This window comes from Streptomyces sp. NPDC055632 (genome assembly GCF_053618675.1).
Window position 1 is genome coordinate 162128 of sequence record NZ_JBSHHY010000014.1, and the last position, 24118, is coordinate 186245.

22 protein-coding genes and 1 pseudogene are annotated in these 24118 nt (G+C 75.0%); 12 read left to right on the forward strand and 11 right to left on the reverse strand.

What is annotated here, in order from left to right; genetic code table 11:
- Positions 1 to 5: 5 nt before the first annotated feature.
- Positions 6 to 3341 carry a BTAD domain-containing putative transcriptional regulator gene (locus ACWGSR_RS19895; protein WP_453567831.1) on the reverse strand — a complete coding sequence of 1112 codons (3336 nt, stop codon included), beginning with the start codon at positions 3339 to 3341 and terminating at the stop codon, positions 6 to 8.
- Between the two features lie 250 nt (positions 3342 to 3591).
- On the opposite strand from ACWGSR_RS19895, the gene ACWGSR_RS19900 reads away from it, so the two are divergent.
- Positions 3592 to 4386, forward strand: coding sequence for a site-2 protease family protein (locus ACWGSR_RS19900; protein ID WP_383323402.1), 795 nt, complete (start codon positions 3592 to 3594; stop codon positions 4384 to 4386).
- Positions 4387 to 4403: 17 nt separating this feature from the next.
- Here ACWGSR_RS19900 and ACWGSR_RS19905 read toward each other — a convergent pair whose 3' ends face one another.
- Positions 4404 to 4649: a hypothetical protein gene (locus tag ACWGSR_RS19905; RefSeq protein WP_376235934.1), complete on the reverse strand. Its 246-nt coding sequence runs from the start codon at positions 4647 to 4649 to the stop codon at positions 4404 to 4406.
- Positions 4650 to 4720: 71 nt separating this feature from the next.
- Entirely contained in the window at positions 4721 to 5434 is a 714-nt protein-coding gene (gene npdG / locus ACWGSR_RS19910; RefSeq protein ID WP_376235936.1) for an NADPH-dependent F420 reductase, read from the reverse strand.
- Positions 5435 to 5539: 105 nt separating this feature from the next.
- Between npdG and ACWGSR_RS19915 the strand changes: the two genes are divergently transcribed.
- Positions 5540 to 6142, forward strand: coding sequence for a hypothetical protein (locus ACWGSR_RS19915; RefSeq protein WP_376235938.1), 603 nt, complete (start codon positions 5540 to 5542; stop codon positions 6140 to 6142).
- 81 nt (positions 6143 to 6223) lie between these two features.
- Positions 6224 to 7537: an MFS transporter gene (locus ACWGSR_RS19920; RefSeq protein WP_376235941.1), complete on the forward strand. Its 1314-nt coding sequence runs from the start codon at positions 6224 to 6226 to the stop codon at positions 7535 to 7537.
- A 115-nt stretch (positions 7538 to 7652) separates the two neighbouring features.
- Here the strand turns inward: ACWGSR_RS19920 and ACWGSR_RS19925 are convergent, their stop codons facing one another.
- Entirely contained in the window at positions 7653 to 7886 is a 234-nt protein-coding gene (locus ACWGSR_RS19925) for a hypothetical protein (RefSeq protein WP_376235943.1), read from the reverse strand.
- 59 nt (positions 7887 to 7945) lie between these two features.
- Here ACWGSR_RS19925 and map point away from each other — a divergent pair, with 59 nt between their 5' ends.
- Both map and ACWGSR_RS19935 read left to right on the forward strand, forming a co-directional pair.
- The gene (gene map / locus ACWGSR_RS19930) at positions 7946 to 8803 is read left to right on the forward strand and encodes a type I methionyl aminopeptidase (protein ID WP_376235946.1); all 858 of its coding nucleotides are present in this window, start codon (positions 7946 to 7948) and stop codon (positions 8801 to 8803) included.
- A gap of 126 nt (positions 8804 to 8929) precedes the next feature.
- Positions 8930 to 9580, forward strand: coding sequence for a biliverdin-producing heme oxygenase (locus tag ACWGSR_RS19935; protein WP_453567835.1), 651 nt, complete (start codon positions 8930 to 8932; stop codon positions 9578 to 9580).
- Between the two features lie 22 nt (positions 9581 to 9602).
- Here ACWGSR_RS19935 and ACWGSR_RS19940 read toward each other — a convergent pair whose 3' ends face one another.
- On the reverse strand, positions 9603 to 10301 hold the full coding sequence (locus tag ACWGSR_RS19940; protein WP_453567837.1) for a PhzF family phenazine biosynthesis protein: 699 nt from the start codon (positions 10299 to 10301) through the stop codon (positions 9603 to 9605).
- A 381-nt stretch (positions 10302 to 10682) separates the two neighbouring features.
- Between ACWGSR_RS19940 and ACWGSR_RS19945 the strand changes: the two are divergent.
- The 3 genes and pseudogenes from ACWGSR_RS19945 to ACWGSR_RS19955 all read left to right on the forward strand — a co-directional run.
- Positions 10683 to 10949: pseudogene (locus ACWGSR_RS19945) on the forward strand (hemin ABC transporter ATP-binding protein); the annotation flags it as partial.
- Positions 10950 to 11096: 147 nt separating this feature from the next.
- Positions 11097 to 12059 carry an FTR1 family iron permease gene (locus ACWGSR_RS19950; RefSeq protein ID WP_453567840.1) on the forward strand — a complete coding sequence of 321 codons (963 nt, stop codon included), beginning with the start codon at positions 11097 to 11099 and terminating at the stop codon, positions 12057 to 12059.
- Positions 12016 to 13053 carry a hypothetical protein gene (locus tag ACWGSR_RS19955; protein ID WP_376235957.1) on the forward strand — a complete coding sequence of 346 codons (1038 nt, stop codon included), beginning with the start codon at positions 12016 to 12018 and terminating at the stop codon, positions 13051 to 13053. The genes ACWGSR_RS19950 and ACWGSR_RS19955 overlap by 44 nt, the downstream gene beginning before the upstream one ends.
- A gap of 39 nt (positions 13054 to 13092) precedes the next feature.
- Here ACWGSR_RS19955 and ACWGSR_RS19960 read toward each other — a convergent pair whose 3' ends face one another.
- Positions 13093 to 13872, reverse strand: a complete 780-nt coding sequence (locus tag ACWGSR_RS19960) for a bifunctional DNA primase/polymerase (protein WP_376235959.1) — start codon at positions 13870 to 13872, stop codon at positions 13093 to 13095.
- Between the two features lie 104 nt (positions 13873 to 13976).
- The gene (locus tag ACWGSR_RS19965) at positions 13977 to 14540 is read right to left on the reverse strand and encodes a TetR/AcrR family transcriptional regulator (protein ID WP_453567870.1); all 564 of its coding nucleotides are present in this window, start codon (positions 14538 to 14540) and stop codon (positions 13977 to 13979) included.
- A gap of 377 nt (positions 14541 to 14917) precedes the next feature.
- Here ACWGSR_RS19965 and ddaH point away from each other — a divergent pair, with 377 nt between their 5' ends.
- On the forward strand, positions 14918 to 15748 hold the full coding sequence (ddaH, locus tag ACWGSR_RS19970) for a dimethylargininase (RefSeq protein ID WP_376235963.1): 831 nt from the start codon (positions 14918 to 14920) through the stop codon (positions 15746 to 15748).
- Between the two features lie 120 nt (positions 15749 to 15868).
- Here ddaH and ACWGSR_RS19975 read toward each other — a convergent pair whose 3' ends face one another.
- Entirely contained in the window at positions 15869 to 16540 is a 672-nt protein-coding gene (locus tag ACWGSR_RS19975) for a TetR/AcrR family transcriptional regulator (protein WP_453567844.1), read from the reverse strand.
- A gap of 70 nt (positions 16541 to 16610) precedes the next feature.
- On the opposite strand from ACWGSR_RS19975, the gene ACWGSR_RS19980 reads away from it, so the two are divergent.
- Positions 16611 to 18023: an MFS transporter gene (locus tag ACWGSR_RS19980; protein WP_453567846.1), complete on the forward strand. Its 1413-nt coding sequence runs from the start codon at positions 16611 to 16613 to the stop codon at positions 18021 to 18023.
- 16 nt (positions 18024 to 18039) lie between these two features.
- Here the strand turns inward: ACWGSR_RS19980 and ACWGSR_RS19985 are convergent, their stop codons facing one another.
- Entirely contained in the window at positions 18040 to 19026 is a 987-nt protein-coding gene (locus ACWGSR_RS19985) for a small ribosomal subunit Rsm22 family protein (protein ID WP_453567849.1), read from the reverse strand.
- A gap of 9 nt (positions 19027 to 19035) precedes the next feature.
- On the reverse strand, positions 19036 to 20430 hold the full coding sequence (locus tag ACWGSR_RS19990) for a Bcr/CflA family multidrug efflux MFS transporter (protein ID WP_453567851.1): 1395 nt from the start codon (positions 20428 to 20430) through the stop codon (positions 19036 to 19038).
- A 100-nt stretch (positions 20431 to 20530) separates the two neighbouring features.
- Between ACWGSR_RS19990 and ACWGSR_RS19995 the strand changes: the two genes are divergently transcribed.
- Positions 20531 to 21517: a Gfo/Idh/MocA family protein gene (locus tag ACWGSR_RS19995; RefSeq protein WP_453567853.1), complete on the forward strand. Its 987-nt coding sequence runs from the start codon at positions 20531 to 20533 to the stop codon at positions 21515 to 21517.
- Positions 21518 to 21532: 15 nt separating this feature from the next.
- Here ACWGSR_RS19995 and ACWGSR_RS20000 read toward each other — a convergent pair whose 3' ends face one another.
- The gene (locus ACWGSR_RS20000) at positions 21533 to 23164 is read right to left on the reverse strand and encodes an alkaline phosphatase D family protein (protein WP_453567856.1); all 1632 of its coding nucleotides are present in this window, start codon (positions 23162 to 23164) and stop codon (positions 21533 to 21535) included.
- A gap of 135 nt (positions 23165 to 23299) precedes the next feature.
- On the opposite strand from ACWGSR_RS20000, the gene ACWGSR_RS20005 reads away from it, so the two are divergent.
- Positions 23300 to 24043: an SDR family oxidoreductase gene (locus ACWGSR_RS20005; protein WP_376235980.1), complete on the forward strand. Its 744-nt coding sequence runs from the start codon at positions 23300 to 23302 to the stop codon at positions 24041 to 24043.
- Positions 24044 to 24118: the final 75 nt, after the last annotated feature.

The window sequence follows — 24118 nt, forward strand, 5'->3', positions numbered from 1 at the left end:
GGGGGTCAGGACTCGGCGCGCTCTCTGATCGCGTCGGCGGCGCGACCGAGCAGGGCGGCGGCCTCTTCCAAGGAGAGGCCGTCGCCCTCGGCGCGTGCCGCCCCGAACTCCGCGTCGCCGAGCACGGACCGGGCGAGCACGGTGGCCCGCTCCAGTTGTTCCCGCTCGGTCGGCGGCGGCAGGTGCTCCGCCGGGAGCAGTCCGTCCCTGGCCCCGAGCAGCACCGCACCGGTCCGCGCCTCCGGTCCGCCGAGCCCGGCCAGGGCCCAGGCGGCGATGATCAGGTGCATCGCCGGCATCTGCGGGCCGATCATCATGGACAGCGGGCCGAGGGAGCTCTCGTACGCCTCCGTGGCGAGGGCGAGCCCGGAGGCGTACCGCCCGTCCAGGACGTCCAACCAGCCGAGGACGCCGAGGGTGAAGCCCTTGAAGAGGGCGAGGGTGTCCGAGTCGAACTCCCCGAGGAGCGCGTGGAGGTGCTCGCGGGCCTCGTCGGTGCGTCCCGCGCGGCCGAGCGCCACGCCGAGGAACATGCGGGCGCCGACGCGGGGTTCGTGGCCCAGGCCGTGGTCGTCGGCCAGGATCTCGCGCAGGATCGCCTCGCCCTCGGCGGGCCGTCCGGACTCCACGAGCGTGCCGGCGTACCGGGCCCGCAGGAGCAGCGTCTGCGCCTGGGCGCCGATCCGTTCGGCGTGGCCGATGGCGGCGGTGAAGTCCGCGGCGGCCCCCTCGAAGTCGAGGAGCCGTTCCCTGGCCTCCGCGCGGGAGGAGAGCGCCTCGGCCGCGCCCCAGGCGTCGCCGAACCGTTCGAAGATCTCCAGGCTCTCGTCGGCGTCGGCGATCGCCTCGGCGGCCCGGTCGCCCCGGTTGGCGAGCATGTTGGCGCGCAGCTGGAGGATGTTGGCGAGGTCCCAGTCGTAGCCGTGGCGGCGGCAGGCGTCGACGGTGGTGTCGAGCCGCTCGCCGAGCCGGCCGGCCTCCCCGATGAGGAGGACCCCGAAGACGGCGAAGGAGCCGGGCAGCCGGCAGGACTGGGGCAGGCCGGGTTCGTAGCCGGCGGTCATCTCGCGCAGCCGCCGCACGCCCTCGGGGGTGGTCCAGCGGCCGGTGTCGTGGCTCATGTTGATCAGCTCGACGAGCCGCACCCCGCGCCGGGCCTCCCGGCGCTGCTCCTCGGAGAGCGGCGGCGGAGCGGCCGTGCACGGCTCGTACAGGGGGACGACGGGGGCGGCGGGCGGCGCGAACGGGTCGGGTCCGAGCGCGGCGGCGGCCTCGGCCCAGTACAGGGCGTCGGTGCGCAGGTCCCGCATCTGCCAGTACCAGAGCAGGCAGTGGACGAGGACGAGCGCCTCGTCCTCGTCGCGGGCGTCGACGGCCCGGCGCAGGGCGGTGCGGAGGTTGCCGTACTCGGTCCCGAAGCGGGCGATGGCGGCGACCTGGTCCGGCCCGCGCAGCTCCGGATCCGTCCGCCGGGCCAGCTCCCGGTAGTACGCCAGATGCCGCCGCCCCACCCCCGCCCGCTCCCCCGCCTCCGCCAACCGCTCCCGCGCGTACTCCGCCACCGTCTCAAGGAGCCGGTAGCGCATCCCCGCCCCACCCGGCGACGCCACCACCAACGACTTGTCCACCAACGCCCCCAGCACCTCCAGCACCTCCCCGGCCCCGCCGTCCTCGGCACACACCGCCTCCGCCGCCGCCAGATCACACCCGCCCGTGAACACCGCCAGCCGCCGCAGCACCACCCGCTCCGGACCGTCGAGCAGGTCCCACGACCAGTCGACCACCGCCCGCAGCGTCTGCTGCCGCGGCAGCACCGTCCGCGCCCCCGCCGTCAACAACCGGAAACGATCGTCCAGCCGGTCCGCGATCTGCCGCACCGACAGCATCCGCAACCGCGCCGCCGCCAGCTCGACCGCCAGCGGCAACCCGTCGAGCCGACGGCACACCTCCTCCGCCGCCGCCCGGTCCTCCCCCACCGAGAACCCCGGCCGCGCCGCCGCCCCCCGCTCCCCCAGCAACCGCAACGCCATCCCCACCGGCAACGGACCCAACGGCCGCACCACCTCCCCCGGCACCCCCAACGGCTCCCGGCTCGTCGCCAGGATCCGCAGCTCGGGACAGCGGGCGAGCAGGGCCTCGGCCAGCTCGGCGGCGGCACCGACCACGTGCTCGCAGTTGTCGAGGAGCAGCAGCATCCGGCGCCCGGCACAGTGCTCCACGAGCCGGGCGAGGGGGTCGTTCCCGGCCCGCAGCTCCTCGGCCCCCGCGCCGCGCAGGACGGTCTCGCGGGCGCCGACGGCCGCGAGGACGGCCTCGGGCACGGCCTCCGGGGCGGTGACGGGGGCGAGTTCGGCGATCCAGACGCCGTCGGGCCAGGCTCCGGCGCCGCGCTCGGCGGCCTCCTGCGAGAGCCGGGTCTTCCCGGCGCCGCCGGGCCCGAGCAGGGTGACGAGCCGGGCCGCCCGCAGGTCCTCCTGGAGGGCGGTGATCTCCTCGTCGCGGCCGACGAAGCTGGTGAGCCGCGCGCGCAGGTTGCCGGGGAGGGGGGCGGGGACGGAGGCGGGCTCCGGTCCCGCCGTGGCCGTCGCCGTGGCCGTCGCCGTGGCCGTCGCCGGCGCCTCCCCGGTGAGCAGTTCCGCGTGGAGGGCGCGCAGGGCCGGGGACGGGTCCGTGCCGAGGCGTTCGGCGAGGGCGCGGCGCACCGACTCGTACGCGGCGAGCGCCTCGGCCGCCCGGCCCGTGTCGCGGAGGGCGCGGATCCGCAGGGCCTGGAGGGGTTCGTCCAGCGGGTGGGCCTCGCAGAGGGCGGTCAGCTCGGGGAGGGCGGCGGGTGCGTCGCCGAGGGCCAGGGCGGCGTCGAGGCGGGCGCGGCGGGCGTCGAGGCGGCGGGCCTCCCGGCGGGCGGCCTCGGCGGCCCGGTCCGGCAGGTCGGCGAGGGCGGGACCGCGCCAGAGCCCGAGGGCCTCGTCCAGCAGGACGGCCGCCCGCCCGGCGTCCCCGGCGCCCAGCGCGGCCGTGCCCTCGCGGGCGAGCCGTTCGAAGCGGTACAGGTCGACGTCGTCCCGGGCGGCGTCGAGCCGGTAGCCGCCCTCGCCGGAGACCACCCGGTCCCGGCCGACGGCCCTGCGCAGCCGCCCGACCAGGGCCTGGAGCGCGGCGACCGCGTCGGCGGGCGGCTCGTCGCCGTGCCAGACCTCGTCCACGAGGTCCCGTACGGGCACGGGTCGGCCCGCCCGCAGGGCGAGGACGGTGAGCAGCGCGCGGACCCGGGGGCCGCCGACGGCCACGTCGGTGCCGTCGGGCGCGTGGGCGAGGGTGGGGCCGAGGACGGAGTAGCGCACGGGCCCATTCTCCGTGAGCACCCGGCTCCCGCTCCCGGCGGGGAGCCGTCCGGGCCGGTGGTCGACCGGACGTCGGGCCCGACCCCGGGTTCCGGACCCCCGCGGCCGTCCGGCCCGGAAGCAAGGGACCGTCCCAGGAGCGGGCCCGTCCCAGGAGCGGGCCCGTCCCCGGAACCGGGCCGGGTCCCGGTACGTTTCCCGCACACCAGCCTTCCCGTCCCCCTTTCCCCGTCCCCTGGGAGCCCCCGCGATGACCACGGCCACCACCCGGAGCCACGAACGGCGGATCAGCCCCGTCTTCCTGGCGATCCTCGCCGTCATGGCCGTCACCGGCTGGGCGGTGTGGACGGACTTCGCCGCCCTGCCCGGTCTGGCGGTCTTCCTCTTCGTGACCTCGGCGTGGGTGGTGTCGCTCTGCCTGCACGAGTACGCGCACGCCCGGACGGCCCTGCACGGCGGGGACATCACGGTGGGCGCGAAGGGCTATCTGACCCTGAACCCGCTGAAGTACACGCACGCGGTGCTGAGCATCGTGCTCCCGGTGCTCTTCGTGATCATGGGCGGGATCGGTCTGCCGGGCGGCGCGGTCTTCATCGAGCAGGGGCGGATCAAGGGCCGCTGGAAGCACAGCCTGATCTCGGCGGCGGGCCCGCTGGCGAACGTGCTCTTCGCGCTCGTGTGCACGGCCCCGTTCTGGCTGGACGCGCTGGACGGCGTGCCGCCGGCCTTCCGGTACGCGCTCGCGTTCCTGGCGTTCCTCCAGGTGACGGCGGCGCTCCTGAACATGCTGCCGGTGCCGGGGCTCGACGGGTACGGGGTGGTGGAGCCCTGGCTGTCGTACAGGGTGAAGCGGCAGATCGAGCCGTACGCGCCGTACGGCTTCTTCGTCGTGATCGCGCTGCTGTTCGTCCCGGCGGTCAACGGCGCCTTCTTCGACGCGATCGACGCGCTCATGCGGTCCCTCGGGGTGCCGGAGCTGAGCCGGTACTGCGGCTCGCAGCTCTTCCGGTTCTGGCAGGGGACGCCGGAGTTCTGCGAGGTCTAGCCGGGGTCGGTCCCGGCTCAGCCCTGTGCGGCGGCGGCTTCCCGCTCGACCTTGGCGCGGCGGAGGTAGTACCAGGCCATGTTGGAGGAGAGGCCGGCCAGGAGGACCCAGACGATGCCGAGGAAGCTGCCCTGGACGAAGGCGACGACGGCCGCGGCGACGGCCAGGGCGCAGACCACGAGGGCGTAGAGGGCGAGGCGGGGCATGGGGGTCGGCTCCTGTCCGGGTACGGCGTGTTTCGGTGCCCGTCCAGTGTCCCCCATGCCCGGAAGCGTCCGTTCTCCGGCTCGCCCTCCGGCGCGGGCGGCCCGTGCGGGCGGCCCGTGGGGCGTGCTCAGACGTCGGTGATCCGGAGGCCCGCGTGGGCCTTGTAGCGGCGGTTGACCGAGATCAGGTTGGCGACGAGCGACTCGACCTGGTGGGCGTTGCGCAGCCGGCCGGCGAAGACGCCGCGCATGCCGGGGATGCGGCCGGCGAGGGCCTGGACGATCTCCACGTCGGCGCGCTCCTCGCCGAGGACCATCACGTCGGTGTCGATCTCCTCGATCGAGGTGTCCTGGAGGAGGACGGCGGAGAGGTGGTGGAAGGCGGCGGTGACCCGGGAGTCCGGGAGGAGCGCGGCGGCCTGCTCGGCGGCGGAGCCCTCCTCGGGCTTCAGGGCGTAGGCGCCCTTCTTGTCGAAGCCGAGCGGGTTGACGCAGTCCACGACGAGCTTGCCGGCCAGCTCCTCGCGCAGCGACTCCAGCGTCTTGGCGTGGCCGTCCCACGGCACGGCGACGATCACGACGTCGCTGCGGCGGGCGGTCTCGGCGTTGTCGGCGCCCTCGACGCCGTGGCCGAGCTCGGCGGCCGCGTCCCGGGCGCGGTCGGCGGCGCGGGAGCCGATGATCACCTTCTGGCCGGCCAGGGCGAACCGGTGGGCGAGGCCGCGGCCCTGCTCGCCGGTGCCGCCGAGGACGCCGACGACGAGGCCGGAGACGTCGGGGAGGTCCCACGGGTCCTTGGGGGCCTTGGCGGTGGGGTCCTGGGGTGCGCTGGAGGAAGTCATGGCCCCGACATTACCGACCGGTCGGACCGGCGGGCCGCTTCCCGTACGGGTGATCCATCGGCGTTCGGCCGCGCGGGGGCCCGGCGTCGTACATGATGCGTCCGCATGGATGCCGTACGGGTCGCGTTGCTGCGGGAAGTGCTCGCCGGGACGGAGTGGCCGGGGGAGGTCCGCCGGTTCGCGGGGGCGCTCCGGGGCGCGGTGGTCCCGCGCGGGGGCGGGCTGCTCCTGGTCGGCACGGAGGAGTACGAGCCCTGGCACCTGGCGGCGCACCTGGTCGACGAGTCCGTCTGGTCGGGGCTTCCGGAGCTGGCGCCGACGCTGGTGCGGCACCGGGTGCGGCCGGGCGATCCGGCGCACCTGGCGGTGGGCCCGGGGCGTCTGGAGGCGGCGGGGCGGAGGTCGACGCTGCTGGTGGTGGCGCCGGAGCGGCCGGGGGCGGGGCTGCTCCAGCGGGTGCACGACGCCCGGCGGGCGGGGGCGACGGTGCTGACGCTCGACGGGGGCGACCCGGAGGTGCGGGGGCTCGCGCACGAGGCGCTCGCGGTGGCGGAGGGGTCGGGGGTGGACCTGGACACGGTGCAGCACCTGGTGAGCGCGGCGGCCGGGGAGAACAGCCTGCCGTCGCCGCGCGGGAACCGCCGCTTCCGGGACCGCCTCTCGGACCTCGTGGACCGGCTGACGGCCCCGCCGCCGCAGCGCTGGTGAGCGGTCCGCGCCCGGACGGCCGGCGGACCTCACCGATAATCAGGTTGCCTTCGGCACCTTCCGGACGGAACATGACCCTTCGTGCCCTCCGCGTTCTCGAAGCTCTCCGCCCTCCTGCCCGACACGGCGCCGTGGCGCGCCTCCCGCGACTTCCGGCTCCTGTGGGTGCAGGGGCTCGTGACGTTCTTCAGCAGCGCGATGGCGATGATCGCCCTGCCGCTCCAGATCAAGGAGCTGACGAACTCGCCGCTCGCGGTCGGGGCGATGGGCGCGGTCGAGCTGGTGCCGCTCGTGGTGTTCGGCCTGTACGGCGGGGCGCTCGCGGACGCGGTCGACCGGCGGCGGGTGATCCTGTGGACCGAGGCGGGCCTCGGCGCGCTCGCCGTGGTCCTGCTGGTCAACGCGGTGCTGCCGGAGCCGATGCTCTGGCCGCTGTACGTGGTCGCGGCCGGCGTCTCGGCGCTCGCGGGGCTCCAGCGGCCCGCGCTCGACTCGCTGTTCGCCCGGATCGTGCCGCACGAGCACCAGACGGCGGCGGCCGCCCTGAACTCGCTGCGCTGGCAGATGGGCGCCATCGCGGGCCCCTCGATCGCGGGCCTGGTCGTGGCGTTCGCGGGGCACGCGCCCGCGTACGCGGTGACGGCCTGCGGTTTCGCGGTCTCGGTCCTGATGTGCCGGCGCCTCTCCCCCGCGCCGCCCGCGCACGACGCGGAGAAGCCGTCGCTGCGGGGCATCGCTGAGGGGGCGCGGTACGCCTGGTCGCGGCCGGTGCTGCTCGGCACGTACGCGGTCGACCTGGCGGCGATGTTCTTCGCCTTCCCGAACACGATCTTCCCGTTCCTCGCGGACGAGCTGGACGCGGACTGGTCGCTGGGCCTGATGTACGCGGCGGGCTCGGTCGGCTCGCTGGTCCTCGGTCTGACCAGCGGCTGGACCTCGAAGGTGCGGCGGCACGGGCTGCTCGTGGCCGGCGGCGCGGCCGGCTGGGGCCTGGCCATCGCGGCGGCCGGCTGGTTCGGGAACGTGTGGCTGGTGCTGCTCTGCCTGGCCTTCGCGGGCGCCGGCGACATGCTGAGCGGTCTGGGCCGCTCGACCATCTGGAACCAGACGATCCCGGAGGAGCTGCGCGGCCGGCTCGCCGGCATCGAGGTGCTCTCCTACAGCGTCGGCCCGCAGCTCGGCCAGGTGCGGGCGGGCGTGATGGCGGGCTGGACCGGCACCCGGACGGCGGTCTGGACGGGCGGCGTGGCCTGTGTGGCCTCGGTGGCCCTGCTCTGCACGGCGCTGCCGAAGCTCATGACGTACGACTCCGAGACCGACGCGGACTCGCTGCGGCGCAGGGCGCAGCAGGAGGCGGCGGAGAAGGCGCGCGCGGGGGCCGCCGACACCGCCTGAGCCCGAGGGGCCCGGGGGGCCGCGCCGGAGGGCGCGGAAGGGCCCTCTCCGTCCGGACGGAGAGGGCCCGGGGCCCGTCCGAGCGGCCCCGGGACCCGCGTGACGTCCGTACCGGCTACTCGGGGTCCCCGTCCTTCTTCCCGCCGGCGTCGTGCCAGCGCGGGTCGGTCTCCCACTCCAGGTTCCGCTCGCGGGCGGTCTCCATGGCGTGGGAGGCCTCCTCACGGGTGGTGTACGGGCCGAAACGGTTCTTCGAGGGGCATTCGGGGCCCTCCTCGACCTTCTTGTGCTCCAGGCAGTAGTACCACTCGCCCGGTTTGCCCGTGGTGCTCTTCTTGAACAGGGCCATCGTCGGCTCCTTCCTCCGAGGATCATGGTGCCCCAGACCCGGTCGTTACACTCGCTGGCATGTCTGGCCAGTCGCTTCTCGTACCGGGGGAGCTCTCCCCCCACCGCTCCGTTCCGGGTTCCATCCGCCGCCCCGAGTACGTCGGGAAGCCCGCACCGACCCCGTACACCGGGCCCGAGGTGCAGGATTCCGACACCGTCGAGCGGATGCGGATCGCCGGCCGCATCGCCGCGCAGGCGATGGAGGAGGCCGCCAAGCACATCGCCCCCGGCGTCACCACCGACGAGCTCGACCGGGTCGCGCACGAGTTCATGTGCGACCACGGCGCCTACCCCTCCACCCTCGGCTACCGCGGCTTCCCGAAGTCGCTGTGCGCCTCGGTCAACGAGGTCATCTGTCACGGCATCCCGGACTCCACGGTGCTGCGGGACGGCGACATCGTGAACCTGGACGTCACCGCGTACATCCACGGCGTCCACGGCGACAACAACGCCACCTACCTCTGCGGCGACGTCGACGAGGAGTCCCGGCTGCTCGTGGAGCGGACCCGGGAGGCCCTGAACCGGGCGATCAAGGCGGTGCGGCCGGGCCGCCGGATCAACATCGTCGGGCGGGTCATCGAGTCGTACGCCAAGCGGTTCGGCTACGGGGTCGTGCGCGACTTCACCGGGCACGGCATCAACTCGTCCTTCCACTCCGGCCTGATCGTGCCGCACTACGACTCCCCGCACCACACCACCGAGATCAAGAAGGGCATGACCTTCACCATCGAGCCGATGCTGACGCTCGGCACCCACGACTACGACATGTGGGACGACGGCTGGACCGTGGTGACCAAGGACCGCAAGCGGACGGCCCAGTTCGAGCACACCCTCGTCGTGACGGAGGACGGGGCGGAGATCCTGACCCTGCCCTGACGTTGCCCCGCCCCGGGAAGTGGGTAGCCCTCTTACCGACAGGACGTCGGGAACCAGTTGACTTAGGTAAGCCTAACTTGGCAGGATCGGCACTGGTTCCCGTCCCATCGGTCCCGGAGGCACGCCTTGGACACGCCCTTCTCGACGCTCATCCGCACGGCGTCGCACGAGCAGCACACCGAAGCGGAGACGTCGTCCTTCATGGGTGACCTCCTCGGCGGGCGGCTGGGCGTCGACGCCTACGCGCGCTACACGGAGCAGCTCTGGTTCGTGTACCGGGCCCTGGAGGAGGGCGCGGAGGCGCTGCGCGAGGACCCGGTCGCCGGGCCGTTCATACAGCCCGAGCTGTTCCGCACGGCCGCCCTGGAGCAGGACCTCGCCCATCTGCGGGGCCCGGACTGGCGCGACGGCCTCTCGCCGCTGCCGGCCACCGAGGCGTACGCCGAGCGGGTCGCCGAGTGCGCCCGCGACTGGCCCGCCGGCTACGTGGCGCACCACTACACGCGCTACCTGGGCGACCTGTCGGGCGGCCAGATCATCCGCGACAAGGCGGAGCGCACCTGGGGCTTCGCGCGCAAGGGCGACGGCGTCCGCTTCTACGTCTTCGAGGAGATCTCCAACCCGGCCGCGTTCAAGCGGGCGTACCGGGAGCTGCTCGACGGGGTGAACGCCGACGACCTGGAGAAGCAGCGGATCATCGACGAGTGCAAGCGCGCCTTCGACTTCAACGGCGCGGTCTTCCACCAGCTCGGGAGCGAGTTCCCGCTGAGCGCGTGACGCGGTGATCCGTGCGGGAGGGTCAGCGCGTGAGCGTGCCCTCCAGGCGGACGCGTCCGCCGAGTTCCACGATGCCGTCGGGGCCGGGGGCGGTGAGAAGCTGCGACCCCCGGCCCTGCGTGATGTTCAGGGCCCGTCCCAGCTCCGCCGTGAGGAGCAGCGCCGCCGCGCCGGTGGCCTCGTCCTCGTCGATGCCGTCGCCGCGCCCCGGGAAGGCCCGCGCCCTGATCCGCCCGGCGGCCTCCTCCTCCCAGGCCCAGGCGTAGATCCCTCCCCAAGGACTTCGTCCAGGGGATACCCCAACCCCGGGCTCCGGCACCTCCAGGGCCTCCACCTCGGCGGCGGAGGCGTACCGGCGCAGGGTGCGGGGCGGGGCCCATTCCGCGCGCGCCTCGATCCAGGTGAACTCCCCGTCGCCGCGCACCCACACCTCGCCGGCCGGCGGGTGGACGACCTCCAGGTCGAGCAGCCAGGCCGCGCCGACGAGCGGGTGCCCGGCGAACGGCAGCCGGAGGCCCGGCGTGTAGATGTCGACGAGCCCGCGCTCCGGGTCGTCCACGAACACCGTCTCGCTGAAGCCGAGTTCCTTGGCGAGCGCCTGCCGCGAGGACTCGTCGGGGTGGGTACGGGCGTCCCGTACGACCCCGAGGGGGTTGCCGTACCGGCCGTCGCCCGCACAGAAGACCCGCAGGACGTCGATGTCAGTGGCGGTCGTGTTCATGGCGGAATTCAACCACTCGTCCGCAAGGGGGCAGGGCCGCACCCGGATTCCGGGTGCGGCCCTGCCGGGTGGGAGGTGGCGGATCAGGAGCCCGTGGTACGGCGCCGGGCCGCGACGACGACGGCCGCGCCGGCCGCGACGGTCAGGGCGGCGGCCCCGGCGAGGAGGCCGGCCGGAACGTCCGAACCGGTGGAGGCGAGGGCCCCGGAGCCGCCGACCGAGCCGGTGCCTCCGGCGGTCCCGCCACCGACCGAGCCGACCCCTCCGGCGGTCCCGCCACCGGCCGTGCCGCCGCCGACGGTGCCGCCACCGCCGACGGTGCCACCGCCGCCCGTGGTGGACGAGCCGCCGTCGTCACCGCCGGTGGAACCGCTGCCGCGCCGGGAGCGGGCGGCGGCCGGGACCGCCGTGGTGGTGGTCCTGCACGACCTGGGGCTCGCCGCCGCCCACGCCGACCGGGTCGGGGTGCTGCACGGGGGCCGGATCGCGGTGGACGGCCCCCCTGCGGAGGTGCTCGGCGAGGAGCTCCTGAGCCGGGTCTACCGGCAGCCGGTGGAGGTGTTCCCGCACCCCCGGACCGGCGTCCCCCTCGTCGTGCCCGTACGGCACCCGGGCACGGGCGGTTCGCCTTCCCCGAAGCGCCCCTGACGGCCCGTCGACCGTGACCGGTCCCGACCCGGGCCCGGCGCGCGGGCCCCCGCCGGGGATACTCGTTCGGCGGCGGCACGGGGCGGCCGTGACCGGGGCACCCGGCGGGGCCGGGTCCCGTACGCGTGACACCGGGAGGGGAGAGCCGTGCTCGGCACCTATCTGTTCGGCCTGCGCGAGGGCCTGGAGGCCGGTCTGATCGTCTTCGTCCTCGTCGCGTACCTGGCGGGGAGCGGGCGCCGGAACGCCGCGGGGCCGGTCCTGGCCGGCGCCGGCGCGGCCGTCGGCGTCTTCCTCTCCTTCGGCGCCGCCCTGGAGTTCGGCTCCCGGGAGCTGACCCCCGAGGCGCGGGAGCTGATCGGCGGCTCGCTGTCGATCGCCGCGGCGGCCCTGGTGACCTGGACGGTCTTCCGGATCCGGCGCGCGGCCCTCCGGGGGACGGGGGACGGGACGCTCGACGCGGGAGCGGGAAACGCGGCGCTCGGTGCGGGGGCGGGGGCGGGAGACACGGCGCTCGGCTCGAAGGCTGAGGGCGCGGCGCTCGGCGCAGGAGCGGGCGTGCTGGCCATCACCGCCTTCCTGGCGGTGGGCCGCGAGGGACCGGAGACGGCGCTCTTCGTGTGGGCGTCGGTGCGGGCGACTTCGCCGAGCGGCGCCGGCGGCTCGTTCGAGCCCCTGACCTGGGTCCTCCTCGGCCTGCTCACGGCGGTCCTCCTCGGCCTGCTCCTCCACCGGGTCGCCGTGCGGACCGGTCCGGCGGGGCTCCTCACCCGTACCGGCGGCGCGCTGCTCGTGATGACGGCGGGCGTCCTCGCGTCCGGCGTGCGGGACCTCCAGGACGCGCGCCTCCTCGGCGGCCTCGCGGACACCGCCTTCGAGGTCTCGTCGGCGGTGCCGCCGGACGGCTGGTCCGGCACGTTCCTCGGCGGGGCGTTCGCCTTCCAGCCGGACCCGACGGTTCTTCAGGTCACGGTGTGGGCGCTGTATCTGGTCCCGGCGCTCGCGCTGTTCCTGTCCCCGATAGGGTCGGGTCCGTCCGCGCGGGTGAAGAAGCAGAAGGCGACCGATGAGCAGGCTGAGGGTGGGGCGAGCGCCGGGACGACCGCGTGAGCGGCGGCCGGCACGGCCGGTGAGGCTGCTCGCGGCGACGGCGGCCGTGACCGCCCTGGCGCTGGCGGCGAGCGGCTGCGTGACGGTGCACGGCGAGCTGGCGCTGCTGCCGCCGGCGACGGAGGCCGAGGCGGCGGAGGCCGTGGCGGAGTTCACGAGCGCCTTCAACCGCGCCGACAAGGCCAACGATCCCTCCCTGAACGCGGACCGGGTCACCGGACCGCTCGGGGAGATAAACCAGGCGGGGCTGCGCGCCCGGGCGATCACCGACCCGGACGGCAACGGGGAGCACCGGCCGCTGGAGCTGACGGACGCGCGCTTCCTGCTGCCCCGCAAGGCGGGCTGGCCGCGCTGGTTCGTCGCGGACGTCGACTCCGACCGGGACGTCGACCAGGGGTCCAAGGACCAGCGCTGGCTGCTCGTCTTCGTGCGCAACGGCCCCCAGGAGCGCTGGGAGGCCGCCTACCTCAGCATCCTCAAGGCGACCGAGGTGCCGGAGTTCGCCGAGGAGGAGGGGTACGCGGTGCCGGTCGCCGCGGACACCGACGCGCTGGCGGTCGCGCCCGGGAAGCTCGGCGCGGAGTACGTCGCGTACCTGAAGGACGGGAAGCCGGGGGCGTTCGCGGCCGGTCCGCACACCAGCGAGTGGCGGGCGCAGCGGGCGAGGACCGCCGCGCGGCCGGGGCTCGCCACCCAGTACGCGGACCGGGTCGCCGACCGGGGGGACTTCGCGCCGCTGGGGCTGCGGACCCGGGACGGGGGCGCGCTGGTCTTCTTCGCGACCCGTTACTTCGAGCGGCAGACGGCGGCGCCGGGCTACCGGCCGAAGGTGCCCCGGGACGTGAAGGCGCTGATGACCGGCGAGGTGAAGAACACGGTCACCCGGGAGTGGGTGTCCAGCCAGTCGGTCCTGGTGAAGCCGGCGGGCACGGACCGGGACGGGGTCACGATCACGGGCCGGCTCCAGGGCGTGGTGGGCGCGGTGGGCTCGTAACGCTCCGGTCCCCCGGCTCTCCGGCCGGGACTCAGCGGGTCAGCGGGTCAGCGGCCAGGCGATCTCGTGGGCCGCGTGTCCGCCGTCGCCGTCCGCCCCGCGCTCGGCCGCGTGGCGGGCGCAGGCGTCCTGGAGGGTCTCCAGGAGGTTCAGCGGATCGGGCAGCGGGTGCTCGGGGCCGCGGATCCAGGCGACCACCGGGTGGGCGTCCTCGTCGCCGGGGAGCCGGGCCGGGGGGACGAGGACGTAGCTGCCGCGGCAGTGCCAGCGGAGCCCCGGGTGCTCGTCCATGGTCTCCGGGTGGCAGTCGAGCTCACAGGGCCACCACTCGTCCTCGTCCTCGGGGGTGCCGCGGGTGGCGGTGAAGAAGAGCATCCGGCCGCCGTCGGGGCCGTCGGCCGGGGACTGGGCGACGGGGCCGACCTCGACGCCCTCGGCGAGGAGGCGCTCCAGGGCGGCCCGGCCGGCGGCCAGCGGCACGTCGAGGACGTCGTGGACCATGCCGGTGGCGGTGACGAAGTTCGCCCCGGGCTCGTTGCGCGCCCAGCGCTCGATCTGGCCCCGGTCGGTGGTCGACTGGGTCTGCCAGGCGAAGGAGACGGGGTGGCGGGCGGGGGTGGGACAGCCGATCCGCTCGCAGGAACAGCTGTAGCCGACGGGGTACGCGGCGGGGGCCAGGGGCAGCCCGGCTGCGGCGACGGCCAGGAGCAGCTTCTCGCGGTCGTTCTCGTCCTCGGCCGCGCTGCGTTTGGGACGCCTGCGCAGCCACTGTGCGAGTCTGCTCTCCGTGCCGCGGTAGCGGCCGATGCCGTCGCCCATCTATCCCCTCACAACCTCGCGCTCGCCCGTTCGGCTCTGCCCATGGTCCCACCATCCTGCGCCCCGGGTGACCGGAGTGCGGAACCGGGGTGCTCCCCGGCCCCTCAGTCCCTCGGGGCGAGACCGCGCAGGACGTGGTCGACCAGGGCGTCCGCGTAGGCGTGGGTGAGCGGCAGGGTGCGGTGGATCCACCGGTGGTGGAGGGGGCCGACCAGGAGTTCGACGGCGAGCCGGGGGTCGGTGCCGGGGTCCACGTCACCGGCCTCCCGGGCCGCCTCGACACGGCGTGCGTAGTGCTGGAGCTGGGGTTCGAGCAGCGCGGCGGTGAAGCGGGCGCCGAGGTCGGGGTCGGCGATCCCCTCGGCGGCGAGGGCGCGGGTGGGGGCCTCGAAGACGGGGTCGTTCATCTCGTCGACGGTGGCGCGCAGGACGCGCTTCAGGTCGGCGGCGAGGTCGCCGGTGTCGGGGATCTCACTTCCGGAGTCGCCTCCCGCGGCCTCGGCGGCCCGGGCCTGGAGGTCGAGGAAGGCGTCGAGGAGGACGGCCGCCCGGGAGGGCCACCAGCGGTAGATGGTCTGCTTGCCGACGCCGGCGCGGGCGGCGATGCCCTCGACGGTGGTCTTCGCGTAGCCGTTCTCGGAGACGAGGGCGAGGGCGGCGTCGAAGATGGCGCGACGGGAGCGCTCGCTGCGGCGGGAGGCGTCGGGGAGGGTCCTGGACCGGGGATCGGTCTTGGACCCCGGTCCGAGCCGGGTCCCGGGACCCGGTCCGGGACCGGGACCGGGACCGGGACCCGGCTCGGTTCTGCCGTCGAGGTCGCTTCCGCCGTCGGGATCGGTTCTGCCGTCGGGATCGGGATCGGAATCGGGCATGGGCTTGGGCTTGGGCATGGGGTCAATCTAGCCGCGGCCGAGACGGCGCGTCTCGCCGTGGCGGGTGGTGCGCGAACCACCCGAACGGTCCACTGCGCCGGGGGCTCCGAGGGCGGACCATGGGGTCCACCGCACCTCGGTGCTTCCGCCCGTCCGTCCGTGAGGAGCCCTTCTTGCGCACCACTCCGCGCTCGCCCTCGCCCCGCCGTTACCTGATGTGCCCACCCGCGCACTTCACGGTGACGTACTCCATCAACCCCTGGATGGATCCCACGAAACCGGTCGACCTGCCGCTCGCCCTCGCCCAGTGGGAGGACCTGCGGGACCGCTACCGCGCGCTCGGCCACACCGTGGAGGTCCTGGAGCCGGACCCGGCGCTCCCGGACATGGTCTTCGCGGCGAACGGCGCGACCGTCGTCGGGGGCCGGGTCCTCGGCGCGCGGTTCGCGTACCCGGAGCGCGCGGCCGAGGCCGACGCGCACCTGGCCTGGTTCCGCGCCCGGGGCTGGGCGGAGGAGGACCTGCGGATCCCGCAGCACGTGAACGAGGGCGAGGGGGACTTCGCCGTCACCGCCTCCTGGATCCTCGCCGGGCGCGGCTTCCGCGCCAGTCCGCTCTCCCACGGCGAGGCGCAGGAGTTCTTCGGGCGCCCGGTGATCGGCCTGGACCTGGTGGACCCGCGCTACTACCACCTGGACACGGCGCTGTGCGTCCTGGACGACGCCGGTGACGAGGTCATGTACTACCCGGGCGCCTTCTCGCCCGGCAGCCGGGCGGTGCTGGCCCGCCTCTTCCCGGACGCCCTGGTCGCGACGGAGGAGGACGCGGCGGCCTTCGGGCTCAACGCGGTGAGCGACGGGCGGAACGTCCTGCTGCCGCAGGCGGCGGTGGGCCTCTTCGAGCCGCTGCGCGACCGGGGCTTCGAGCCGGTCGGCATGGACCTGAGCGAGCTGCTCAAGGGCGGCGGCAGCGTGAAGTGCTGCACCCAGGAGCTGCGCCCCTAGGGGCCGGCACGCCCCTGGGGACCCGTACCGGCCCCTGAGGACCCCGTACGGGAAGGACCGTCGCCCCCGCACCGCGTCATGGTGCGGGGGCGACGGCGTGAAGGCCCCACCGGGCAGGTCCTAGGCCCCGCCCGTGCCCCCCGGCACGAAGGCGCCCGCCGCCGCCGCGGCCAGGGCCGCCGTGACGGCCCGTTCGGCGTCGGCGGGGACCGGCTCCTCGTGGGTGACGGCGAAGCGGTAGTAGAGCGGGGCGGAGACCGCGCGGAGCAGTTCGAGCGGGTCGGTGCCGGCCGGGAGTTCGCCCCGGGCCACGGCCCGCTCCGCCACCGGGGCCCACTCGGCCAGGCGGGTGCGGTAGAAGCCGCCCAGGGCGCGCGCGCACTCCTCGTCGCAGGCGGCCGCGGCGATGACGGCCCGGAAGACGGCGCCCATCCGGGGGTCGGTGAGGGTCTCCAGGACGAGCGCGGCGTTGGCCCGCAGGTCGCCCGCGAGGCCGCCGGTGTCGGCGGCGGGCAGGGACTGCTCGGCCATGTCGTCCAGGAGGTCGGCGACCAGGCCGACCGGGGAGCCCCAGCGGCGGTAGACGGTGGTCTTGCCGACGCCCGCGCTCGCGGCGACCTGGTCCATGTTCAGCGTGTGGAAGCCGGAGGCCGCCAGGGCGTCCCGGGTGGCGTCGAGGACGGCGCGGCGGACCTTGGCGGTGCGCCCGCCGGGGCGCCGGGTGCCGGGCACGGCCGACGGGTCCCCGCCCGAGGCCGACGGGCCCCCACCCAAACGGGAATCCTGTTCCATTAATGCTCCTCACTCTGCTAACGTCTGCGCCATCTTAACGGAACTGACGTCCCTTTAAGGGGTCCCGCTCATGACTGCCCTCGACACACCGCCCGTCCCGGCCGCGTCCAAGGCCGCCGCCGCCCCCCGCATGGACGGGCGCATGCGGCTCGTCCTCGTCGTCCTCCTCGTCGCCCAGTTCATGCTGGCCGTCGACTTCTCGATCCTGAACGTCGCCCTGCCCGTCATCGGGGAGGGACTCGGCTTCTCCCTCGGCGGCCTCCAGTGGATCGCCACCGCCTTCGCCCTCTCCGCCGCCGGCTTCACCCTCCTCTTCGGGCGCGTCGCCGACCTCCTCGGCCGCCGCCGGGTCTTCCTCGGCGGCATGGCCGTCCTCGGCGCCGCCTCGCTCGCCGGAGGCCTCGCCACCACGCCCGAAGTGCTCATGGCCGCCCGTGTCGCCCAGGGCCTCGCGACCGCCGCCGTCACCCCCGCCGGGCTCGCGCTGCTGACCTCCGCCTTCCCCGAGGGACCGCTGCGGGACAAGGCCCTCGGCCTCAACGGCGCCCTGATGTCCGCCGGGTTCACCACCGGAGCCGTCCTCGGCGGGGTCCTCACCGACCTGCTCTCCTGGCGCTGGGCGTTCTTCGTCAACGTGCCGGTCGCCCTCGCCGTCCTGCTCGTCGCCCCCGCCGTCGTCCGGGAGAGCCGTCCGGCCGAGCGGCCCCGCCTCGACGTCCCCGGCGCGATCGCCGTCACCGGCGGGCTCCTCGCCCTCGTCTACGGACTCACCGCCGCCGGCGAGCACGGCTGGACCGACCCCGGCGTCCTCGTCGCCCTGGCCGCGGCCGCCGCCCTGCTCACCGCCTTCCCGTTCGTCGAGCGGCGCTCCGCCGCGCCCCTCGTCCCGCTGCGGGTCCTGAAGCGCCGCACGGTCGTCTGGGGCAACCTCGCCGGGCTCGTCGCCTTCGCCACCGAGACCTCGCTGGTCTTCCTGATGACCCTGCACCTCCAGGACGTCCTGGGCTTCTCCCCGCTCGCCGCCGGCCTCTCCTTCGGCGTCCTGGGCGCGGGCACGGTCCTCGGCGGACTGCTCGCCCCCCGCTTCATCGGCCGGTTCTCGCCCCGTACCGCCCTGATCGCCGGCGGGGTCCTCCAGGCCGTCGCGACCCTCTCCCTCGTCGGGCTCGGCGACGGGCGGAGCACGTACGGGCTGCTGCTCGCCGCCACCTTGGCGGGCGGCGTCGGCAACATGCTCGCGATCGTCGGCTTCATGGTGACGGCCACCTCCGGGCTGCCCGACGCCGAGCAGGGCATGGCCACCGGCATCGCCACCATGACCCAGCAGGTCGGCATCACCCTGGGCACCCCGGTCATGAGCGCCGTGGTCGTCACCGCCGCCACGCTCCCCGACGGCATCGGCCGCGCGGTCCTCGTCAACGCGACCGTCGTCCTCGTCGCCGTCCTCGCCCCGGTGTTCCTGCTGCGCGGGAGCCGCCGGTAGCCGCGCGGCGGGTCGCTCAGGACCCGTCCGCCTCCGGCGGCCACGGGTCGCCCCACTCCGCGTCACGGGCCTGCTTGTAGAGGGGCCCGTGACGCTTGGTGACGGTGTCGCGGGAGAGGCCCTCGGGGTCGCAGAGCTCCAGCTGGACCAGGCCCTTGCGGATCTGCGGCCTGCGGACGATCCGGGCGGGCGCAGGGGTCACGGGGAACCGGGTGGTGGCCACGTACGCGTACTTCTCGTCCTCGTACGGCAGCGAGCCGCCCTTCACCTGCCGGTGCAGCGAGGAGCGGCTGACCCGGGCCGAGAAGTGGCACCAGTCCGTGCCGGGCGCGATCGGGCAGGCCCCGCTGTGCGGGCAGGGCGCGGCGACGGTGAACCCGGCGTCGACGAGCAGGGTGCGGGCCGCGATGATCCGCTCGTAGCCGTCCGGGGTGCCCGGCTCGACCACCACGACGGCCTGCGCCGCGCGGGCCGCCTCGGTGACGAGCGAGGCGCGGTCGGCCCCGGTCAGCTCCTTGAGGACGTACGAGACGGTGACCAGGTCCGTGTCGGCGAGGCGCAGCGCGCCGCCGATCCGCTCGCGCCGCCACTCCGCGTCGAGGACGCCGCCGGCCAGCTCGCGGCCGAGCGCGAGGGCGGGCTCGGCCCAGTCGAGGACGGTGGTGCGGGGCGGGGCGTCGCCCCAGGCCTCCGCGACGGCCCAGCTCGCCGCGCCCGTGCCGCCGCCGACGTCGGTGTGGGTGCGCGGCTCCCAGTCGGGCGCGGCGTCCCGCAGGGCGTCCAGGGTGCCCCGTACCGCCTCGAAGGTCGCCGGCATCCGGTACGCGGCGTACGCGGCGACGTCCGAGCGGTCGCGGAGCACGGGGGCGTCCGTCGGGGTGGTGCCCCGGTAGTTGGCGATCAGCCGGTCGACGGCCTGGGCGGTCCGGTGGGGCGGCAGACCGCCGAGGAGCCCGGCGAGGGCGGCGCGCAGGGAGTCGGCGGAGGGGGCGGAGGCGTTCACCGAGACATTCTAGGCGGCCGGGTCCTGCCCCTTCCCCGGTCCGGCGGGTCCGGCCGCCGGCTTCCGCCACGGGCGGCACAGGCCGAGGAAGCAGACCAGGGCGAGGACGGCGCAGGTGAGCTGGACGACGGCCATCGGGACGGCCGTGTGCTCGCCCGCGATGCCGACGAGCGGGGAGGCGACGGCGCCGACGAGGAAGGAGGTGGTGCCGAGGAGGGCGGAGGCGGATCCGGCGGCGTGCGGGGTGCGCATCAGGGCCTGGGCGTTGGTGTTCGGCATCGCGAGGCCCATCGCGGACATCAGGACGAAGAGTCCGGCGGCCACGGGCACGAGCCCGACCTCGCCGAAGACCCCGCCGGTCATGAGGAGCAGCGCGAGCGCGGCGAGGAGGATGGTGCCGAGGCCCCAGCCGAGCACCTTGTCGAGGCTGACGCGGCCGACGAGGAGCTTGCCGTTGATCTGGCCGACGATGACGAGGCCCACGGAGTTGAGGCCGAAGAGCAGGCTGAAGGTCTGCGGCGAGGCGCCGTAAATTTCCTGCACGACGAACGGCGAGGCGGAGATGTAGGCGAAGAGGACGGCGAAGGCGAGGCCGCCGGTCAGCATGTAGCCGGTGAAGACCCGGTCCGCGAGGAGTCCCCGCATGGTGCGCAGGGCCTGCCCGACCCCGCCCTCGTGCCGCCGCTCGGGCGGCAGCGTCTCGGCGAGGAAGCGGTGGACGACGAGGGTGAGCAGGACGCCGACGCCGGTGAGGACGTGGAAGACGCCCCGCCAGTCGGTGATCCGCAGGATCTGTCCGCCGATGAGCGGGGCGACGATCGGGGCGACGCCGGAGATCAGCATCAGGGTGGAGAAGAAGCGGGCCATCTCGACGCCGTCGTAGAGGTCGCGGACGACGGCGCGGGCGATGACGATGCCGGCGGCGCCCGCGAGGCCCTGGAGCAGCCGGAAGCCGATGAGGGCCTCGGCGGTGGGCGCGAGGGCGCAGGCGGCGGTGGCGAGGACGTACACGACCATGCCGGCGAGCAGCGGGCGGCGGCGGCCCCACTTGTCGCTCATGGGGCCGACGACGAGCTGGCCGAGGGCCATGCCGGCGAGGCAGGCGGTGAGGGTGAGCTGGATGGTGGCGGCGGGCGCGGCCAGCGCGCCGGTGACCTCCGGCAGGGCCGGGAGGTACATGTCCATGGAGAGCGGGGGGAGGGCGGTGAGGCCGCCCAGGACGAGGGTGACGAGCAGACCGGCCCGGCGGGCGGCGGTGACGCCGGGGGCGGCGGGCGCGGGGGCGGCGGGGTCGGCGGTCGCGGCGGGGACACCGGCGGCGGCGAGGGCGCCGGGCGCGTCGGGAGCGACGGGCCCCGTTTCGTCTATGTTCCCTCGTGTTGTCTTCTGACCGCTCTCCGGCATCGACCGCTCCATTTCGTTGAAACCTTGCCTATGCTCTCAGCTCGACCGGCGTGGTCGAGACCTCTGCGAGACGGGCGGGGACATGGGGACGGGTGGGCACATGGGCGGGAAGGTGCGCTGGGGGATCCTGGCGACGGGCGGCATCGCGGAGCGGTTCACCACCGACCTGCTGACGCTCGACGACGCCGAGGTGGTGGCGGTGGCCTCCCGCAGCGAGGCGCCCGCGAAGGCCTTCGCGGAGCGGTTCGGGATACCGAAGGCGTACGGGGAGTGGGCCGGGCTCTTCGCCGACGAGGACGTCGACGTGGTGTACGTGGCGACCCCGCACCACGCGCACCGGACGGCGGCCGGCCTCGCCCTGGAGGCGGGAAAGGCGGTGCTCTGCGAGAAGGCCCTCACGCTCAACGCCCGGGAGGCGGCCGAGCTGGTCGCCCTCGCCCGGGACCGCGGCCTCTTCCTGATGGAGGCCATGTGGATGTACTGCAACCCGATGATCCGGCGGATCGCGGAGCTGGTGCGCGACGGGGCGGTCGGCGAGGTCCGCACGGTCCAGGCGGACTTCGGGCTCGCGGGCCCGTTCGCGGCCGACCACCGGCTGCGGGACCCGAAGACGGGCGGCGGGGCGCTGCTCGACCTCGGGGTGTACCCGGTGTCGTTCGCGCAGCTCCTGCTCGGCGAGCCGGACTCGGTCCAGGCCCACGCGCTGCTCTCGCCGGAGGGCGTCGACCTGAACACGGGGATGCTCCTCGGCTGGTCCGGCACGGGCGCGTCGGCCCTGCTGTCCTGCTCGATCGCCGCGGACACCCCGCTGACGGCCTCGGTGACGGGTTCGCTCGGCCGGATCGACGTGCCGCGCGGCTTCTTCTTCCCGGAGCGGTTCACCCTGCACCGCGACGGCGCCGAGCCCGAGGAGTTCGTCGCCGGGGACGACCCGCACTCCTTCCGGCACGAGGCCGCCGAGGTGATGCGCTGCCTGCGGGCGGGCGAGAGGGAGTCCCCGCTGGTGCCGCTGGACGGCTCGCTCGCGGTGATGCGGACGCTCGACGCGGTACGGGACCGCATCGGCGTCCGCTATCCCGGGGAGTGACCTCCGCGCGGGGGACTACGCCGGGACGAGCCCCGGGTTCCCCGCCTCGGTGACGAAGGAGGCGGCGGTGGTGACGGGGGCGCCCGGGGTCGTCACGTACGGGACCGTGCGGAAGTCGGCGCGGGCGCTCTCGCGGTCGAGGGAGACCTTCACGTAGCCCCGCCGCCCGTTGAAGAACCGCAGGTGCGGATTGGCCTGCATGAGCTTGTCGTAGTTCGAGGGGCGGTCGGCGCCGTCCTTGCCGCTGGTGATCGAGGTGGTGACGATCTCGGTGCCGACGGTCCGGGAGGCCGGGTCGCGGAAGTCGGTCTTGAGGTCGAGGCCGTAGGAGACGTGCACGTCGCCGGTGAGCACCATCAGGTTCTCGACGCCGGCGGCCTCCGCGCCCGCCAGGATCCGCTGCCGGGAGGCCGGGTAGCCGTCCCAGGAGTCCATGGAGAGCTTGAAGTCGGCGGTGGGGCGGTCGCGGCGCTCGGCGAGGACGACCTGCTGCGGCAGGAGGTTCCAGCGGGCCCGGGAACGGCGCCAGCCGTCGAGCAGCCAGCGCTCCTGGGCGGCGCCGGTCAGGGTGCGCGACGGGTCCTCGGACTCGGGCCCCGGGACCTGCCAGCCGTCGCCGTACGCCTGGTCGGAGCGGTACTGGCGGGTGTCGAGGATGTCGAACTGCGCGAGGCGCCCGAAGCTCAGCCGCCGGTACAGCCTCATGTCGGGGCCGTCGGGGAGCTGGGGGCGGCGCAGCGGCTGGTGCTCCCAGTAGGCGCGGTAGGCGGCGGCGCGGCGGAGCAGGAACTCCTCGGGCGGGACGGTGTTCTCGGGGGTGTCGCCCGCGTAGTTGTTCTCGGTCTCGTGGTCGTCCCAGGTGACGACGAAGGGGTGGGCGGCGTGGGCGGCCCGCAGGTCGGGGTCGGTCTTGTAGAGGGCGTAGCGCAGCCGGTAGTCCTCCAGGGTGAGCGTCTCGCGGTTGAAGAGGTCCGGCAGGACGCGGTCGGTGTAGGCGCGGGCGCCGCCGGTGGCGTTGACGGCGTACTCGTAGAGGTAGTCGCCGAGGTGGAGGACGACGTCCACGTCCTCCTGGGCGAGGTGGCGGTGGGCGGTGAAGTGGCCGTCGTGGTACGCCTGGCAGGAGACGGCGGCGAACGAGAGCGCCGCGTTGCGGGCGCCGGGGGCGGGAGCGGTGCGGGTGCGGCCGACCGGGCTGGTCCAGGCACCGGCACGGAAGCGGTAGAAGTACGCGCGGCCGGGTTCGAGGTGCTCGACCTCGACGTGGACGGTGTGCCGGAACTCGGGGTGGGCGGTGGCGGCCCCGCGCCGCGCGACGCGCCGGAAGCGCTCGTCGTGGGCGAGCTCCCAGTGGACGGTGACCCGCCGGTCGGGCAGTCCGCCGCCGGGCTCGAAGGGGCGGGGCGCGAGCCGGGTCCAGAGCAGGACGGAGCCGGGCTGGGGGTCGCCGGAGGCGACGCCCAGGGTGAACGGGTCCTCGGTGACGCGCCGGGCGTCGAGCTCGGCGGCGGCCGCGGAGCCGGCCGCGGGCAGTTGGGTGGCGAAGGCGAGCGCGGCGGCGGCGCCGGTGACGGTGAGGAACCGCCGCCGCCCGAAGTGCCGCGCGGCCTCCCGGAGTTCCCGCCCGTGCTGATGCGTCTGACTCATGTGACCCTCCCCTGACGGATGCCGTGCGTCCGTCATTCGAGGGGGCCGGGACGACCACGCGTTGTCGGGTACAGGACATCCACGTGTCGGACGGATGAGTTCACGGTGCACGCGTCTCGCGTACGCTGCGCGCCCATGAGCATCGCAGTGGTGACGGGAGCGGGTTCGGGCATCGGCCGGAGCGTGGCCCGCGCGCTCGCGGCGGCGGGCTGGTCGGTGGCGCTCGCGGGCCGCCGGGCGGAGCACCTGGAGGAGACGGCGGCGGCCCTCCCGGACGGGGACTTCCTGTGCGTCCCGACGGACGTGACGTCGGAGACGCAGGTCGCGGCCCTCTTCTCCTCGGTACGGGACCGCTACGGGCGCGTGGACCTGCTCTTCAACAACGCGGGGACGTTCGCGGGCGGCGGGACCCCGGTCGAGGACCTGGACCCGGCGACCTGGCGGGCGGTCGTCGACGTCAACCTGACGGGCGCGTTCCTGTGCGCGCAGGCGGCCTTCCGGACCATGAAGGAGCAGGAGCCGCAGGGCGGCCGGATCATCAACAACGGCTCGATCTCGGCCCACGTCCCGCGCCCGCACTCGATCGCGTACACGGCGACGAAGCACGCGATGACGGGCCTGACGAAGTCCCTGTCCCTGGACGGGCGTCCGTACCGGATCGCCTGCGGCCAGCTCGACATCGGCAACGCGGCGACCGACATGACGGCCCGCATGCAGACCGGCATCCTCCAGGCGGACGGCCGGCTGGCGCCGGAGCCGGTGATGGACGCGGCGGACGTGGCGGCGACGGTGGTGCACATGGCGGGGCTGCCGCTGGAGGCGAACGTGCAGTTCGCGACGGTGATGGCGACGGCGATGCCGTACGTCGGCCGGGGCTGAGGCACGGACAGGGGCCTGAGTACGGGCCCGGGTACGGGGAGGGGCCGGTGGTCCGGCGGGGAGCCCCGCCGGCCC